Raw genomic sequence first — 15,754 nt, forward strand, 5'->3', positions numbered from 1 at the left:
TAACTTATTTTATATTTTACTAATATTTGTTGAATCCTTCCACTCAATATTACATTTAAATGTTTTAGATTCTATTTTACTTTCTTTATGTTCTATGCTATCTATTAATATTTTTGCTGCATATTTTCCTTCATCAAAGGTAGGTTGATCTATTGTTGTAACCGATGGTGTTGCATAATGAGTCCATTCCCAATTATCAAAGCCTATAATTCCTACTTGATTTGGAATATCTAAGCCTTTACTTTTTACAACATCATATATCTTTTGAAGTACCTTTCCATTTATAGCAAAAATTAAATTTTTCTTATCTTTTTTTATACTTTTACTTATAACCTCTTCTAGCTGCTCTGATGAAACATCATTATCAAGTATTTCAACTGAGTAAGGTATATTGCCCTTACTTAAGGTATCTACAAATCCTTCTCTTCTTTCTAACCTAACATTTAATAAATTAGGATCTTCGGTTATTAATGTAAAATTTTCATAGCCCTTATCTATTAGCTGATTAACTGCTTCTACTGTAATTCCATAATTATTAGTTTTCACCCATTTTCCTACAAAATCATCACTTACAGAATCTATAAAAACTATTTGTTTTCCTTCATCTTTTATTTTACTTATTAATGCATTAAATTTTATAGTTGGCTGAACTATGAACCCATCTACTCCCATAGCAAGCATTTTATCCACATAATTTTTTTCATATTTATAATCTAAATTACTACTTCCAACAATTATTTGATAATCCTCTTTTCTTGCGATATAATCTATACCCTTTACTATAGTGCTGCTGAAAGGATTAGTTATATCTGCAACAATTACTCCAATTAAATTTAATTTTTTAGATGTTAGCCCTCTTGCCAACATACTCGGAGTATATTTTGCTTCCTTTATAACTGCTCCTATCTTACTCCTTGTTTCTTCTGACATTTTATCAAATTTACCATTAAGGTAAAAAGACACTGTTGTCTTAGATGTTTGAGCCATCTGTGCAATATCTTTTATAGTTACTTTACTCACTAATATATCCCCCTTGAGATGTACTCATTATATAATTAGCCTTTTAATCTAATTAATTTATATCCACATTTATTCTTATGAATTATAACCACCTTTCCATATACTGGTATATCATTATAAAAATAAATTTTGCTTCCTTTAAATGTTTCCTCATTAAATATTATAATTATGTAGCTTTCATCTAAAGATAATTCTATCTCTTTTACTATACATACCTCTTCTGAAATATTATTATTACCTTTAAACTGATTAATTTCTCCATTTTTTATCCTAATATTATTACAATTATCCTCTCCGACCATTATATCATAATTTATTACCTTATCGTCAAAATCCTTTTTAGTAATTATTCCTATGCTGTTATTTATTTCATTATAGCATTTAGAAATTAAAGAGTCTCTCTTCGATAAAGTATCTATATTATAATTATAAATACTTAATTTACTTCCACTATTATTTAAGCTTATATTTTCATCATTTATTTCTAAATTAACATTGTTATCAAAGTTATAATAGTTTTCTAAACTATGATTTCCAAAACACCTTATATCATTCACTACCATCCATATATTTGGCGATATAAACAATACTTTTTTTATTATGGTGTACTCATTTCCATTTTTCAGCTTCCCCCTATATGGAAGTTCTGCATAAGTTATTCCATCTTTAGCAAAAAAATAATTTTTAAATGCATATCCATAGCTCTTATACCCCCATGAACCTTTTGGTACTCCAAAGGGATCATTATCTATTATAGACACATTATGAGATTTCGCAGATTTAAAATACTCTCTTAAAGGATCTCCCTCTACATAAGTATACCTTCCACTATCAATTAAAAATGGTTTTCCATCATAAAAAATTGACATATGTCCTAAGTCACAATGACCATGACCACTTCCTAATGTTCCATTTTTTAAATAAGTGTAACTGCTATCCTTTTTTAAAGAACTTCTAATATATATATTTCCCGAATCTTTAAATTCCTTACTTAATTCTCTACTTTTATTAAATTTAATATTATTAAATATTTTGAAGGCTTTTTTACCCATAAGCCAAACTGTATTTAAATCTATATTTTTAAATGCTGCGTCCTTTAAAGTTTCATCTTCAAATAAAATTGCTGCCTTAGTAAGTACATCTCGTACCTCAGTTTTATCACTATCCCCCTGACATTCTTGAGTACAATCTGGAGTTTGGGAATACATAAGATACTCTGCCATAGACTTAACCTTTTCTTTAAAGCTTTCTTCTAACTCAAAGTCAAATACTTTACTATAATAAATAACCTTCATTGAGCAGTTTAATACTTCTACATGATACATTATTGACTGTTCCCAATGAGATCCATCATCAAAAACCTGAATATCTATTTGAGTATATAATTCTTTTACCGCCCAATTAAATAAGCTTTCATCTTCAAAGAAATCCTTTAGCCACAAATAACTGCAAATTATACTTGTAGTTTGTAACACTCCCCAGTTACTTAATATATATTTACCTATATATGCTTCTTTTAGGTATGTAAGCTGCTCTTTAATACTATCTACTATTCTCATAATTTCTTCATCTTTTAATTTATCTTCATTAATTAAATGGATTAATATTGGAATCCAAGCTAATGCTCTTATACCAGTATCTATAGTTCTTATAGTATTTCCACCTTTTAAAGTTATTTTATTACTATCTATCCAATTAAATATAAGTTCTTTTACTTTAACTATATATTTCTCATCATTTTCTACATAATATGATATTATAAGTTTATATAAATACTCTTGCCTATTAAGCATAAAAGTCCATTCTTCATCACCATTTGGTGTATAATCCCAAGTAATAGGATTTACTCTATATGGAATATTACATTGTTCCATATCCCAAGTTCCATCAAATAAAAAAGAGTTATTTAATAAAAGGTTTCCACCCTTTAATACTTGTTCATATTCTCTTTTACAGTTTACGTTCATATAGTTAACTACAAAATCCTTATTATACTCACTCATATATGAGGATATTTTTCCTCTTAGGTTTTGAATTTTCATTTTATTTAATCTATCCATTTTACCACCTTATAAAGGGCCACCTGAATATGCTCAGGTAGCCCAATCTATTATCTATTTACACTTCCCAAATTTTTTCTTCCAGTTGTATCATATACTTCTTCATATGAAGATAGGCTTACATCACCTTTTATTGAATGTTTTAGCGCAGCACAAGCTGTTCCAAATTCAATTACTTCTAAGTTATTACCTTCTTCCAAAAGCATTCTTATTACGCCTGCTGCAAAAGCATCTCCACCACCTATTCTAGATATCATACTAAATTCATATTTAGATGATCTAACTAGGTTCTTACCATCATAAATTAACCCTGTTAAAGAATTATAATTTACAGATGATCCTACTCTTAATGTAGTTGCCACATACTTTACTCCTAAATCTTCTGTCATATACTTAAAATTATTTATTAATAATTCATCAGTTATACCATCTCTAGATCCATCTAACACCTTAAAGTTGTTAACATCTCTGTTTAACCATCCAAAGCAAATATAGCTATCTTCAACTATTGGCTTCATTACTTCTGCAAACTCTTCATAGCCTGAAAATAATTTAGCTCTATAATTTAAGTCCACACTAATCTTTACACCTATTGACTTAGCATAAGATACAAGTTCACAAACAAACTTTCTTACCCCACTTCCAAGTCCTAAAGTAATGCCAGATATATGCAGTATTTCTACATCTTTAAATGTAGATTCTAAATCTATATCTTCTATTTCTATATCAGTTATAGATGAATGTTTTCTATCATAAATTACATTTCCGTTTCTTAGAGAACATCCTTCCTCATAGTAATATAGTCCTAGTCTTTCACCTTTAACTACTACACTATCACAATTTATATCATGACTCTTTAAGAATGCTTTTGCAGAATGACCTATTTCATTATTTGGCACTGCTGTTATAACAGCGCTATCTACACCTAAATGTTGTAACCCTATAGCTACATTAACTTCTGCACCACCAAAACATATTTCTAATTCATTTGTTTGAGATATCTTTAAATTGTCCTTTGGGGTGAGTCTCATCATTATTTCCCCAACTGTTATCACTCGTTTATTCATATATATCACCTATACTGCTTCTCTCGATTCTTTTACTTTTTCTACAAACTGTCTAGCTACTTCAGATATCTTTTTATAATCTCCAGTTTTAGCTGGCGCTGTTAATGCCCCACCTACTCCAACAGCAATGCATCCATTTCCTATCCATTCATGAACATTATCTAATGAAACTCCTCCTGTTGGCATAATAGTAATCTGTGGTAATGGTGCTTTTATATCATTTATCATAGACGGACCATAAGCAGATCCTGGGAAAAGCTTTATTACATCAGTGCCAGCTTCCATAGCCTTAATTATTTCATTTATAGTCATACAGCCTGCCATATATGGAATTGCATATTTATTACATAGCTTAGCTGTCTCTAAATCAAAATTTGGTCCTACTATAAATTGAGCCCCACTTAAAATAGCAAACCTAGCAGTTTCAGAATCCAAAACTGTTCCAGCACCTACTACAACTTTATCACCATACATATCTACTAATCTTTCAATTACCGTATTTGCCTTTGGTACTGTAAAAGTTATTTCAAGGATGTCTATTCCTCCTTCTACAGAAGAAGAAGCTATTTTTATAGCTTCTTCAACATCCTGACCTCTTATTACAGCTACCACGCCTGTTTCCTTAACTCTATTTAGAACTTTTATCTTATTTAGCATAGTAACAACTCCTTTAAATTAACCTATCTAACAAGCCATCCCCCATCAACAGCAACAACGTGTCCATTGATATAATTTGAGGCTTTACTTGATAGGAATACTACAGTTCCCATTAAATCAGAAACCTCTCCCCAACGTTCTGTTGGAATTCTTCCTAATATTTCAGCATTTCTCTTTTCATCTGCTCTTATTGGTTCAGTATTAGCTGTTTTAATGTATCCTGGTGCTATAGCATTTACTTGAATATTATGAACCGCTAATTCATTAGCAAAAGCACGAGTAATTCCAACTATACCATGTTTTGAAGCTGTATATGGAGGAACAAATTTTCCACCTTGATATGATAACATAGATGCTATGTTAATAATCTTTCCTGATTTTTGTTCTACCATAACCTTTGCAACTCTTTGAGATAAGTAATAAACAGCATTTAAGTTTATGTTCATTACAGCCTCCCAATCACTATCTTTATATTCTAAAAGCGGTGCTCTTCTTATTGTTCCTGCATTATTTACTAATATATCTATTTTTCCATACTCTCTTAAAGCAGTTTCTATAACTTCATCAATAAAGCTGCTATTTGTTAAATCACCTTTTACAAAAATTATTTTTCTTCCTAGAGCTTCTATTTTTTCTTTAACCTCTTCTGTATTATCATCAAAAGTTGTAACTAAAATATCTGCTCCGGCCTTTGCTAATGCTTCAACATAAGCCATTCCAATTCCAGTGTTTCCACCAGTAACAATTGCAACCTTATCTTCTAATCCAAAAAAGTCTAACGAAAATCCCTTTAAATTATCCATATCAATACACCCTCCCTATTTTAAAGCACCCATTATACTTGCTTTATCTATTTCTATAACTATTCCTTTTGCTACTTCTAATTTAACTATATTTTTTTCTACTCCTCTGATGGTTCCATATATACCTGATATAGTAACCACACGATCATTTATCTTTAGAGAAGAGAGTTGTTTTCCCCTCTTCCCTTCCTGTTCCTTCATTCTTTTTTTGTTAAAGAACGGCATTGCTAACATCACTAAAAGTGGTAGTCCTGCACATATTATTAAAACTATCTTTAATGTACTATTCAAACTACATCATATCCTTTTTACATATTACGGATGCCATATCTGGTATCTCGTTTATAGCATTTTCAATTATAGTTCTAATGTCTTCGCTACTACACACTACAATCGTATTCATTACTATCTCTAAAATACATCCTAATGCTACTCCGCCAACTACATATTGGTTTTCGCTATCCTCATTAACTAGTACTTCTCTTGAAGTAATTTGGAAAGGTGCCCCTCCTGATATATCTGCAAAAACTATAAGATCCTTATTTACTTTAACATAATCCTTCATTATTTCAGTAAACTTGTCATGAGTTATATCATCATTTAGATTTATAGCATCTAAATCTTTATCAACTCCTGTTAATAATTTTATTGCTGACTTTATTCCTGTTGCATATTCTCCATGGCCTACAATTAAAATCTTCATACTTTTTCTTCCTCTCTAGTTGTTATAATTAAGATATTAATCCTAAAACTGATCCTATTATACCTAATACTATTGTTAATCCAACAACTTGATATGTTGTCCATTTACGCTTCTTTAATAAGTAGAATACTAAAATAGTGAAAAATACCGGTAGCATTTTTGGCGCTATCTTATCTAGCATATCTTGAACTGAAACTATATTTTCTTTTCCTTCAATAGTTGTTACATATTTAGTTGCGATGTTTACTTTAACGAATGATACCGCTAACCCAGAGATAACAGTTACCCCGATCATACTAGCAATATTTGAAATTTGAGCCATTTTATCACTTAAAGTTTCAATTATACTTGTACCTAATTTATATCCATATAAACCTGTAACCAACTTAATTGTTGTTAATATTCCATTCATAGCTAAGAAAAATAAAATTGGCCCTGCTATCATTCCATCTTGAGCTAAACTTGCTGCAATAGTTGAGAATAATGGAGCTAAGCAGAATTGAGATAATGAATCACCAATTCCTGATAAAGGTCCCATTAATGCCATCTTTATAGATCTTATTTCTTCAGTTGGTCTTTCTGATTCGATCATTACTAAGTGTAGGCTTGTTATAAATGGTAAGAAGTGAGGGTTTGAGTTGAAGAACTCAATATTTTCTTCTAATGTATCCTTTAATCCATCTTCATTGTTTTTATATATTTTCTTTAAAGCTGGATATAGTATATTTGCATATCCTAACCCTTGATAGTTTCCGTAGTTAAATCCATTTTGCAAGAAAAATGCTCTTAATGAAGTTCTTAAATAATCCTTTTTAGTTAAAACCTTATTAGATACCATCTTCAGATCCCCCTTCTTCTACTGTTTGTCCTGTTAAATTTCGAGTTCTAAAGTACTCAAGTAATGCAAACATTGCGCCTATAAAAGCTATACCCATTACTGGTAGATTTAAGTAAGCTACAGATACGTAACCTAATAATACAAATGGTATTAATTCTACTTTTGCCATAACTGTTAAGATCATAGCAAATCCGACTGCTGGTAATAATTTACCCGCTACTGATAGTCCAGCTATTAACCATGCTGGTATTAGTTCTACAACGTATTTTAATCCTTCAATACTATAAGCTCCTGAAAAACCTATTATAAATCCAACTATCATAAATACTAATATTGTTGAGTTAGCAGCAAATCTGAATCTTCCAAACTGCTTCTTTGCTAAACTTTTCTTTGCAAATTCTGGTAATCCTGATACAAAAGTATAAGTTGCTGTAATTAGAAATTGGAATGCAACTGCAAATGGGAAAGATAATGCTAATGCAGTAGCTGGATCCATTCCTTGTCCCTTCATGGTTATAGCCATTAATGTACCTATAATTCCAGGTCCCATGGGATTAGGTGGAACAGTCCCACCGGCACCTACTCCAAAGCCCATAAATGCAAGTTCTGATACTGCACCCATAGCTAAAGCTGTTGGAATATCTCCTAATATAATCCCTACTCCAAATGATAAAATTATGCAACGATTTGAATAAATACCTAATAACATACCTGCTAAACACAATGATGTCCAAATTCCTATTAGTACACATTGAAAAATTGATATTTCCATCTTTTAAACCTCCATTTTTTTATATTTACCACTATTTTCTTATTACTAACTAATCTAAATATTTAGTAATATCTACTTGAACGGCTCCATCATTTCCACTTGGAGTAGTCTTTGTGTTAAACTTAATTCCATATTTAGTAGATAACTCTTTAAAAGCAGCTTTATCTTCTTTCCCTAAATAAATTGATCTTGTAACTTGTGTTTTCCCTTCACAATTGTGAACATTACCTATATTAATTTCATTTACTGGTACGCCTCCTGCAACTAGCTTTAAAGCATCTGCGGGTGTTTTACAAACTATAAATATTGTTTGCGTTGGTGATGCCTTGTGTATAATGTCACAAGTATGTTGTATTGAGAAGAATCTCATCGCTATAGATTTAGATACAACTGTTTTCATTAAAACTTGTTGTATTTTATCCTCACTAGCAGCATCATTAGCAACAATAACTGTATTCACTCCTAAAGAATTTAGCCACATTTGCCCTTGTCCATGGATTAATCTTTCATCAACTCTCATCATTTTAATATTTCCTGTATTCATGCTAAGCTCCCCTTTCATATTTTACCAGTATAATTCCCAATCTTTATAAAATCTAATTAATGATTCCAAGAAATAATAGTCTCCCCATATATTTCCTTCATCTAAACCTTTACCTGAATGCCATGAATATACACCATGTAACAAAATCGGTTTACCACCTATGCATTCGGTATGCGTATAGTTAGATATTAATGACCTTAAAATATTATGCATTGCATACTTGTAAACTTCTTTATCTCCATCAACTTCTGGAAGGTATTTATTCATTTCATGCATCCCACAAACTGCAATTGCTGCTGCTGATGAGTCTTTTGAATGATTGTCTCCATCTCCAAAAATTAAATCCCAATAACAAACATTATCTTTTGGTAACCTATTTAAGAAATAATTAGTCATTCCTTTATATAAATTAAATGAGCTTTCATTTTTTACAGCTCTATAATTTAATGGAATTCCGTATATCCCCCAAGCTTCACCTCTAGCCCAAGCTGAATCATCGTTATATCCTTGTCTTGTAGCTCCTCTAAGTGGTTCTCCTGTTTCTATATCCATATAGAATGTATGATAAGCTGATGCATCATCCCTTATAACATTATTACAAGAAGTTATGAAATGTTTACTTGCCATATCTCTATATTTCTCATCTCCAGTTACATCTGTTGCCCAATATAAAAGAGGAATATTTAACATACAATCTATTATAAATCTGTAGTGATCCGGATTTCCAAGGTCTCCCCAAGCTTGTATAAACTCACCATTTTCTTGGTATCTTGTTATAAGCTTATCGGCGGCTTTTAGTGAAGCTTCCTTCGCAACCTCAGACCCTGTTAACTTATATCCACTTACACAAGATAATGAGTACAGGAATCCTAAATCATGATGATCTATTTCTATATCCTTGTCCACTCTGTTTTTAAAAGAAAGAATATTTTTTTCTGCAAGTTCTCGATATTTTGCTTCACCTGTATATTCATAAGCTAACCATAAAAGGCCGGTCCAAAATCCATCTGTCCACTCTACATTTTCTATAATTCCATATTGATTATCCTTTGTTGCTGATGAAGGAAACTTATCTTTAAAATATTCCATATTAGCATCTATTTGTTTTATAACATTTTCTATTGCTTCTTTAATTTCTGTCTTTGTAAGAAGTTTTGTACTTAGAAATTCTTCTCTTTTTTTAATATCTTCTACATTAATTTTCTTAATCATAGTTCCTCCTAAAAGCTTATCTAAGAATATCCATTGCAACATTATCCATATCAGTAAATGTTTGATTTTCTCCACACATTCCCCAAACGAAAGTATAGTTACTAGTTCCTACACCTGAATGTATTGACCAGCTTGGTGAAATAATTGCATCTTCATTCTTAACTAATAAATGTCTTGTTTCATTAGCCTCGCCCATTAAGTGAATTACTCTTGTATTTTCTTGCATATCAAAGTAGAAGTAAACTTCCATTCTTCTTTCATGAGTGTGACACGGCATAGTATTCCATGCACTACCAGGTTCTAAAATAGTCATTCCCATTAATAATTGACAACTTTCACATACATTTGGATGAACATATTGATATATTGTTCTTTGATTTAAATTAGCAGCCTCTCCACATTTAATTGGTTGCGCTTGATTTATATCAATCTTAACTGTTTTATATTCTTTATGAGCTGGCACTGAGTTTATATACAGCTTAGCTGGCTCTTCAGAATTTACCGATTTAAACTTTAAAGATTTATTTCCTTTACCTATATAAAGTCCATCCCTCTTATTAAGTTCATATTCAACTCCATCTATAGTTATAATTGCAGTTCCACCAATATTTATTATTCCCATTTCTCTTCTTTCTAAGAAATAATCAACACCCATTTCCTTTCCTGCTAAAAGTTCAAGTTCTTGGTTAACCGGTTTAACACCGCCAAATATTATTCTATCTACATGACTATAAGTTAATTTAATTTCATCATCCTTAAAGTTTTCTTCAACTAAATAATGATTTCTTAATTCACTTGTAGTATATCTTTTTGAGTCATCTGGATGATTTGCATATCTATTTTCCATAATACCCTCCTAAAATTTATTATATATTGTTAAGTAAACATAAGTTTGTAAACTGGTTTACTAACTATAAATTTATTATAATCTACTTTTGTAAAGGTTGTCAACATTTTTTTATTATTTATCTTTTTAGAAGTGATTTAAATTCATTCCACTCAATATCTTCCCCACCCACACTTTCAAGATGCTCTGAATATAGAAGTAATAATGATAGCGCTAACCCTCTGCACGGAATAGATAGTAGTGGATCACTTGCTTCATTAAACTCAGTAGCTAAGTTACCTTATGAAGATTCACAAGATGGTATTTCAAATACTTTCTCAATAGTTCCAGATGCATTAGGTAAATCACCAGAAGACAGAATAAGAAGCCTAAGCTGCTTAATGGATGGCTACTTTTCTCAAAATGCACATCACTTAAATGTTAATGTATTTGCTAGAGAAACTTTATTAGATGCTATGGATCATCCAGAATTATACCCTCAATTAACTATTAGAGTATCTGGATATGCTGTAAACTTTATAAAATTAACTAGAGAACAACAACTAGATGTTGTAAATAGAACATTCCATAAAACTATGTAATTAAAACCCATTCAAGATAATTTCTTGAATGGGTTATTTTCTTTTTGTGCTAGAAAATAAGTTGCTATTAATAATATATATTCTTCTATAAAATAATAAAAAACTACTATTATTATAGCTAAATTCAAATATTTAAACTGGTGATTCTTTATTAATTTTTTTTATTGTAATATAAAAATATTAATGGTATGTTATATTCAATAGTAACTAGCTATTATTTTTGTTTAATAAATAAGGTGGGTGCCCAAATGAATTATATAATATACGATTTAGAATTTAATCAAGAATATCCAAGTAATAAATCTATAAAAACAGATAACTATTTAAAATTACCTTTTGAAATTATTCAAATTGGAGCATTAAAACTTAATGAGGACTTTAAAACAATTTCTACATTTAATACTCTAGTTAAACCAACTCTTTACCCTACTATTCATCCTTATATAGAAGATTTAACTAAAATAAATAATGAACAATTAAATTTATCTAATAGTTTTCCTAAAGTTTTTAAAGACTTTATAAGATTCATTGGAGAAGATACCCCTATATTTTGTGTTTGGGGAATTGCTGATATTAAAGAACTTTTACGAAATATTGAGTTTCACAAATTATCTACTTCATTAATTCCTAAAGAATATATTGATATTCAACTCCACACTTCAAAATATGTTAATTCTCCTAATTCATCAAGAATTGGTTTGAGCAATGCAGTTAAGCTCTTAAATATTCCTATTCAAAATGAGTTTCATGATGCTTTTAATGACGCCTACTATACTTCTGAAGTTTTTAAGAATATTTATACTACTAATATAAAGCCTATAGTTTATACTCCTACTCGTCCTAAAAGAGAGAAAGTGCACAAATATAAACTTAATACTACTTCTTTAATAAATCAATTTGAAAAAATATATAATAGAGAAATGTCTGAAGAGGAAAAATCAATTATAAAGCTTGCATATACCATGGGTAGAACTCATCAATTTACTATTAAAGATTAAATGTTATACCATTAATACTTAAGCATTCCTGTAAATTCATTCCAGTTAATAGATTCTCCACCCATACTTTCAAGATGCTCTGTATGAAACTGACAATCTAAAAATTTAAACTTTTCTTCTTCCAGCTTTTTACATAGAGCTATTAATGCCATTTTAGATCCATTGCTAACCTTTGAAAACATACTTTCTCCAAAAAAGCACTTGCCTATTTTAACTCCATATATTCCTCCAACTAGCTCTTCATCTTTATAAACTTCTACACTAGATGCATATCCATTATTAAATAAATTAAGATATGCATTCCTCATATCATCTGTAATCCAGGTCCCTTCTTCATTTTCTCTAATTTCCTTGCAACTTGTTATTACCCCATAGAAATCATTATTAAATGTTACTTTAAACTCTCCACTATTTATAATTCTTTTCATAGTTTTAGAAATATGTACTTTATCTGGTCTAATGATATATCGCTCTTTTGGACACCACCATAATATTTCTTCACCTTCGTTATACCATGGAAATATACCATTTTCATATGCTAGTAATAGCCTATCCATAGATAAATCTCCACCAACAGCTAAAAGACCATCTTCTTCTGCATACTCTGGATATGGAAATGCAATTCTTTCATCTAATTTATAAATAGTCATTTTTCCACCTCTACTTTTTATTATTTTATTCTTTAAAAACCTACTTAACTAAAAAATCCAATATAACAATTATATCAATCATCATATTGGATTTCATTATTTTTTTCAAAATACCTTATTTAGCATTCAACTTTATTATTAATAAAGTCATCTATATTTTTATCTTTATAATAAATAGATACAAACCCTATAGTCAATAATATTACAAAAGTCACCATAAGTCCACCTTCTGCTCCAAATGCTCCTCCATTTAAAATACTATCTTTAACAGTTTTTAGCTGATACATTCCATCAACTACATTTCCACTTACTTGGAATCCCCATATATATCCCTGGAAATAATTCCAAGTTATATGAAATCCAATTGGCATCCAAATATTAGATGATTTCATAAACATATACCCAAATGCTATTCCTATTAAGAATATATTTATTAGGGGAAGTACTCCTATTTCTGCATTTCCTAAATGCATAGCAGAAAATATTATTGAAGAAACAATTAGTACTACCCACTTGTTTCTTGTTTGCTTCAATACAGACATACAATACCCTCTTCCAAATATTTCCTCACCAAACCCCACTGCAATAAAAGCCAAAAGACCAATTATTAAATTACTACTAAACCTCGGACTAGTGATTGGATTAACTAATTTTACACTTCCTATAAGTAATAAGACTACAGCTACTATTGTAATTGTAACTGCACCTAATGCTAACCCAACTCCAAGTTCCTTATAGCCATTTTGGCTAAAGCCCTCCTTTGGTATAATGTTTGTAATACCCATATATTTTATTTTTTTCTTCTCAAATATTTTCCAAACTACAAATACAGTTCCAATTACGCATATATTTTGAAAGATAGCCATAATAACAAAATGCATTTGATTACTTTGCATTGCTAATGTAGCTGCATTAATATCTCCTCCATTTTTATCCATTTCAATCCCCATAAACACTATACCAACTATAATTGATGTTATTATTGTTAATGCTATCATAACAATAAATGTTAATGATATCTTCCATCCACTTCTAACCTCTGAATATTTATTTTTAAATATCTTCACTTTAAATACCTCCTTATCCTCTCATTTTTTCGCTCTAATTATAATTATATCTAATATAGTTATTTTTTACCATATTTTTTTATAAAATTAGACTCTTTTAAAAATAATCTATCCTATTGTATTTATATTTCCCTGAATTTTCCTTGGTATTAATTAATTAAATTAAGAAATTCCTAAGACTTTTTATAGCCTTAGGAATTTTTTATTTTGAACCTATATCTTCTAATAAAGTTTCTAATTTCTCTATACGTTCTTCTAGTTCTTTAATTTTTTCATTTTGCATTTCTACATTACCAGAGTTTATGTTGTCAGATCCAATAGTCTCCATAGCTTCTATAACTGCTTGATTAGGTGTAAATTTACCTTCTATAAATAAGTACTTGTTTCTTTCCATTAATTTCTTAACTGCTTGTTTATGTAATCCTATTTCAGTACTTACTTTACTTAAACTACAACCATTACTCATATCTCTCTTTATATGGTTAACTTTTTCAAATTCTTTTAACTTACTAAATTCATTTTTATCCATTTTTCTGCCTCCATTATGTTAATTCACTTAACCTTAACATAATCTAAATATGTAGTCCACCCCTATGAACAATTTCTCAAGCACATCCAGATAAAAAGATGCCATAAAGATTTATAAAATCTTTATGGCATCTTGGGCCTTTTCAAATATCGAAAATTTTTCTATCAACATATCTAATTAATTGATTTTAATAAACCCTTTATCTCATTTAATTTTTGCTCAAAATAATCTTCTTCAGAATAGTATTTAGTAAAAAATTCATCTATACCCTGTATACCTACGCCTATTTCTTTCCTAATTATAGCATGAATACTTGGTATTATTACAGAATTAACCATTTTATTTTTTTCATTTTTAATAGTTTGTTTTTCTAATCCATGTTTTTCATAATCATATAATATATCAAAATAATCCCCTATAACTTCTAGTAAATCATATCCAATCCTAGGTGCATGTCCAGATCCTAATTTCAGTATATTACCAGTCAAAATATAAAACTTTGGATTTTTCTTTAACAACTCCATTTGTATATAAACCTGATTTACCTCTGTATTTATATATCTGTCTTTATCTTCAAGTTCCTTATAATGTTTATTATTTATTATCATTGATGTAATAAAAGTAATACCATTTAGTTGGTTTAAGTAATCATTAAAGCCTACTCCTTGAATAGCTGTTAAATTGCAACCAGTCCAAGGTGCATATATTACAGACACATCCTCGTTCTGATTAATTAACTTAATAATTTCAGTTATAATTCCTCTATTAAAAAAGTCATCATCGCCATGAGGATTTATATATTTCCCCTGGGCTAATTCAAGTACTGTCTTAAGATTCCTAGCAAAACCTTCATTTTTAGCTTGTTTAAAATAAACTAAATTACTATATTTAGCTTTATATTTTTTAACTATTTCTTCAGTATTATCTGTAGAGCAGTTATCACATACTAAAATTTCAATATTAGGGTCATCATTAATTTCCCCATAAATCCACTCTAAGCATTGTTCTAAGTAAAATCCCCTATTAAACGTTGGAATACCGATGGTTAAGGTAGGTTTTTTATTTTCTTCAGCCATCAAACTAATCTCCTTTCAAATTTATTTTGAAGCTTAATGATTCAACTCTTAAGTAAAAGATAAGCATCTAGTTAGACTTTCTTTATTCATATTCTTGCACTTAAACATACACTTATGCTTTTGGTATTTATACAAACATTACTTTCAATTTCTATCTTATAATCCTGACCTTATCATTATATACATCTTCAAATTATTTGTTCTTGTAATCTAAATATAACCAAGGAAAATAGCATATCCACTTCCCCCTATCTTTCTTTGTTATATTTCCATTATTCAGAATCCTATACTTATAAGGAATTTTTAAGAAATAACTAGTCAATATAGTAT

At 29.5% G+C, this 15,754-nt stretch carries 17 protein-coding genes and 1 pseudogene; 2 read left to right on the plus strand and 16 right to left on the minus strand.

What is annotated here, in order from left to right:
* Positions 1–9: 9 nt before the first annotated feature.
* Genes J1C67_RS17865 through kduI form a run of 12 tightly spaced genes read right to left on the minus strand, consistent with a single transcriptional unit; the run spans position 10 to position 10,523 of the window.
* Entirely contained in the window at positions 10–1,020 is a 1,011-nt protein-coding gene (locus tag J1C67_RS17865; protein WP_244980256.1) for a LacI family DNA-binding transcriptional regulator, read from the minus strand.
* A 35-nt stretch (positions 1,021–1,055) separates the two neighbouring features.
* Positions 1,056–3,080, minus strand: a complete 2,025-nt coding sequence (locus J1C67_RS17870) for a heparinase II/III family protein (protein WP_243176663.1) — start codon at positions 3,078–3,080, stop codon at positions 1,056–1,058.
* A 50-nt stretch (positions 3,081–3,130) separates the two neighbouring features.
* Positions 3,131–4,147, minus strand: coding sequence for a sugar kinase (locus J1C67_RS17875; protein ID WP_167865464.1), 1,017 nt, complete (start codon positions 4,145–4,147; stop codon positions 3,131–3,133).
* Between the two features lie 9 nt (positions 4,148–4,156).
* Positions 4,157–4,804, minus strand: coding sequence for a bifunctional 2-keto-4-hydroxyglutarate aldolase/2-keto-3-deoxy-6-phosphogluconate aldolase (locus J1C67_RS17880; protein WP_167865463.1), 648 nt, complete (start codon positions 4,802–4,804; stop codon positions 4,157–4,159).
* Between the two features lie 23 nt (positions 4,805–4,827).
* Entirely contained in the window at positions 4,828–5,607 is a 780-nt protein-coding gene (gene kduD, locus J1C67_RS17885; protein ID WP_167865462.1) for a 2-dehydro-3-deoxy-D-gluconate 5-dehydrogenase KduD, read from the minus strand.
* A gap of 15 nt (positions 5,608–5,622) precedes the next feature.
* Entirely contained in the window at positions 5,623–5,898 is a 276-nt protein-coding gene (locus J1C67_RS17890; RefSeq protein WP_243176660.1) for a preprotein translocase subunit YajC, read from the minus strand.
* A 1-nt stretch (position 5,899) separates the two neighbouring features.
* A complete protein-coding gene (locus J1C67_RS17895) occupies positions 5,900–6,310 on the minus strand; it encodes a PTS sugar transporter subunit IIA (protein WP_167865461.1) in 411 nt (136 codons plus the stop codon).
* Between the two features lie 28 nt (positions 6,311–6,338).
* A complete protein-coding gene (locus J1C67_RS17900) occupies positions 6,339–7,148 on the minus strand; it encodes a PTS system mannose/fructose/sorbose family transporter subunit IID (protein ID WP_167865460.1) in 810 nt (269 codons plus the stop codon).
* The gene (locus tag J1C67_RS17905) at positions 7,138–7,920 is read right to left on the minus strand and encodes a PTS mannose/fructose/sorbose/N-acetylgalactosamine transporter subunit IIC (RefSeq protein ID WP_167865459.1); all 783 of its coding nucleotides are present in this window, start codon (positions 7,918–7,920) and stop codon (positions 7,138–7,140) included. The genes J1C67_RS17900 and J1C67_RS17905 overlap by 11 nt, the downstream gene beginning before the upstream one ends.
* A gap of 49 nt (positions 7,921–7,969) precedes the next feature.
* Positions 7,970–8,464, minus strand: a complete 495-nt coding sequence (locus J1C67_RS17910; protein WP_167865458.1) for a PTS sugar transporter subunit IIB — start codon at positions 8,462–8,464, stop codon at positions 7,970–7,972.
* 21 nt (positions 8,465–8,485) lie between these two features.
* Entirely contained in the window at positions 8,486–9,676 is a 1,191-nt protein-coding gene (locus J1C67_RS17915; RefSeq protein WP_167865457.1) for a glycoside hydrolase family 88 protein, read from the minus strand.
* Between the two features lie 16 nt (positions 9,677–9,692).
* Positions 9,693–10,523, minus strand: a complete 831-nt coding sequence (kduI, locus tag J1C67_RS17920; RefSeq protein ID WP_167865456.1) for a 5-dehydro-4-deoxy-D-glucuronate isomerase — start codon at positions 10,521–10,523, stop codon at positions 9,693–9,695.
* A gap of 212 nt (positions 10,524–10,735) precedes the next feature.
* Between kduI and J1C67_RS17925 the strand changes: the two are divergent.
* Positions 10,736–11,104, plus strand: a pseudogene (locus J1C67_RS17925) (glycine radical domain-containing protein); the annotation flags it as partial.
* Between the two features lie 248 nt (positions 11,105–11,352).
* The gene (locus J1C67_RS17930) at positions 11,353–12,102 is read left to right on the plus strand and encodes a 3'-5' exonuclease (RefSeq protein ID WP_167865455.1); all 750 of its coding nucleotides are present in this window, start codon (positions 11,353–11,355) and stop codon (positions 12,100–12,102) included.
* An 11-nt stretch (positions 12,103–12,113) separates the two neighbouring features.
* On the opposite strand, the gene aat is transcribed toward J1C67_RS17930, so the two are convergent.
* The 4 genes from aat to J1C67_RS17950 form a co-directional block, all read right to left on the minus strand.
* Entirely contained in the window at positions 12,114–12,752 is a 639-nt protein-coding gene (gene aat, locus J1C67_RS17935) for a leucyl/phenylalanyl-tRNA--protein transferase (RefSeq protein WP_167865454.1), read from the minus strand.
* Positions 12,753–12,871: 119 nt separating this feature from the next.
* Complete coding sequence (locus tag J1C67_RS17940; RefSeq protein ID WP_167865453.1) at positions 12,872–13,819, minus strand: CPBP family intramembrane glutamic endopeptidase; 948 nt, start codon at positions 13,817–13,819, stop codon at positions 12,872–12,874.
* Between the two features lie 202 nt (positions 13,820–14,021).
* The gene (locus J1C67_RS17945) at positions 14,022–14,348 is read right to left on the minus strand and encodes a hypothetical protein (protein WP_167865452.1); all 327 of its coding nucleotides are present in this window, start codon (positions 14,346–14,348) and stop codon (positions 14,022–14,024) included.
* A 173-nt stretch (positions 14,349–14,521) separates the two neighbouring features.
* Positions 14,522–15,424: a glycosyltransferase family 2 protein gene (locus tag J1C67_RS17950; protein ID WP_167865451.1), complete on the minus strand. Its 903-nt coding sequence runs from the start codon at positions 15,422–15,424 to the stop codon at positions 14,522–14,524.
* Between the last annotated feature and the right edge of the window lie 330 nt (positions 15,425–15,754).

It is taken from the genome of Clostridium gasigenes, from assembly GCF_017348895.1.
GTDB classification, from domain to species: Bacteria; Bacillota; Clostridia; order Clostridiales; family Clostridiaceae; genus Clostridium; species Clostridium gasigenes.

What these genes read in the sequence shown, in the direction of transcription:
- J1C67_RS17910 (WP_167865458.1), bottom strand. Translation starts at nt 8,464, where the DNA reads ATGAATACAGGAAATATTAAAATGATGAGAGTTGATGAAAGATTAATC.
- J1C67_RS17945 (WP_167865452.1), bottom strand. Translation starts at nt 14,348, where the DNA reads ATGGATAAAAATGAATTTAGTAAGTTAAAAGAATTTGAAAAAGTTAAC.
- J1C67_RS17915 (WP_167865457.1), bottom strand. Translation starts at nt 9,676, where the DNA reads ATGATTAAGAAAATTAATGTAGAAGATATTAAAAAAAGAGAAGAATTT.
- kduI (WP_167865456.1), bottom strand. Translation starts at nt 10,523, where the DNA reads ATGGAAAATAGATATGCAAATCATCCAGATGACTCAAAAAGATATACT.
- J1C67_RS17870 (WP_243176663.1), bottom strand. Translation starts at nt 3,080, where the DNA reads ATGGATAGATTAAATAAAATGAAAATTCAAAACCTAAGAGGAAAAATA.
- aat (WP_167865454.1), bottom strand. Translation starts at nt 12,752, where the DNA reads ATGACTATTTATAAATTAGATGAAAGAATTGCATTTCCATATCCAGAG.
- J1C67_RS17880 (WP_167865463.1), bottom strand. Translation starts at nt 4,804, where the DNA reads ATGCTAAATAAGATAAAAGTTCTAAATAGAGTTAAGGAAACAGGCGTG.
- J1C67_RS17905 (WP_167865459.1), bottom strand. Translation starts at nt 7,920, where the DNA reads ATGGAAATATCAATTTTTCAATGTGTACTAATAGGAATTTGGACATCA.
- J1C67_RS17875 (WP_167865464.1), bottom strand. Translation starts at nt 4,147, where the DNA reads ATGAATAAACGAGTGATAACAGTTGGGGAAATAATGATGAGACTCACC.
- J1C67_RS17895 (WP_167865461.1), bottom strand. Translation starts at nt 6,310, where the DNA reads ATGAAGATTTTAATTGTAGGCCATGGAGAATATGCAACAGGAATAAAG.
- J1C67_RS17950 (WP_167865451.1), bottom strand. Translation starts at nt 15,424, where the DNA reads ATGGCTGAAGAAAATAAAAAACCTACCTTAACCATCGGTATTCCAACG.
- J1C67_RS17930 (WP_167865455.1), top strand. Translation starts at nt 11,353, where the DNA reads ATGAATTATATAATATACGATTTAGAATTTAATCAAGAATATCCAAGT.
- J1C67_RS17900 (WP_167865460.1), bottom strand. Translation starts at nt 7,148, where the DNA reads ATGGTATCTAATAAGGTTTTAACTAAAAAGGATTATTTAAGAACTTCA.
- kduD (WP_167865462.1), bottom strand. Translation starts at nt 5,607, where the DNA reads ATGGATAATTTAAAGGGATTTTCGTTAGACTTTTTTGGATTAGAAGAT.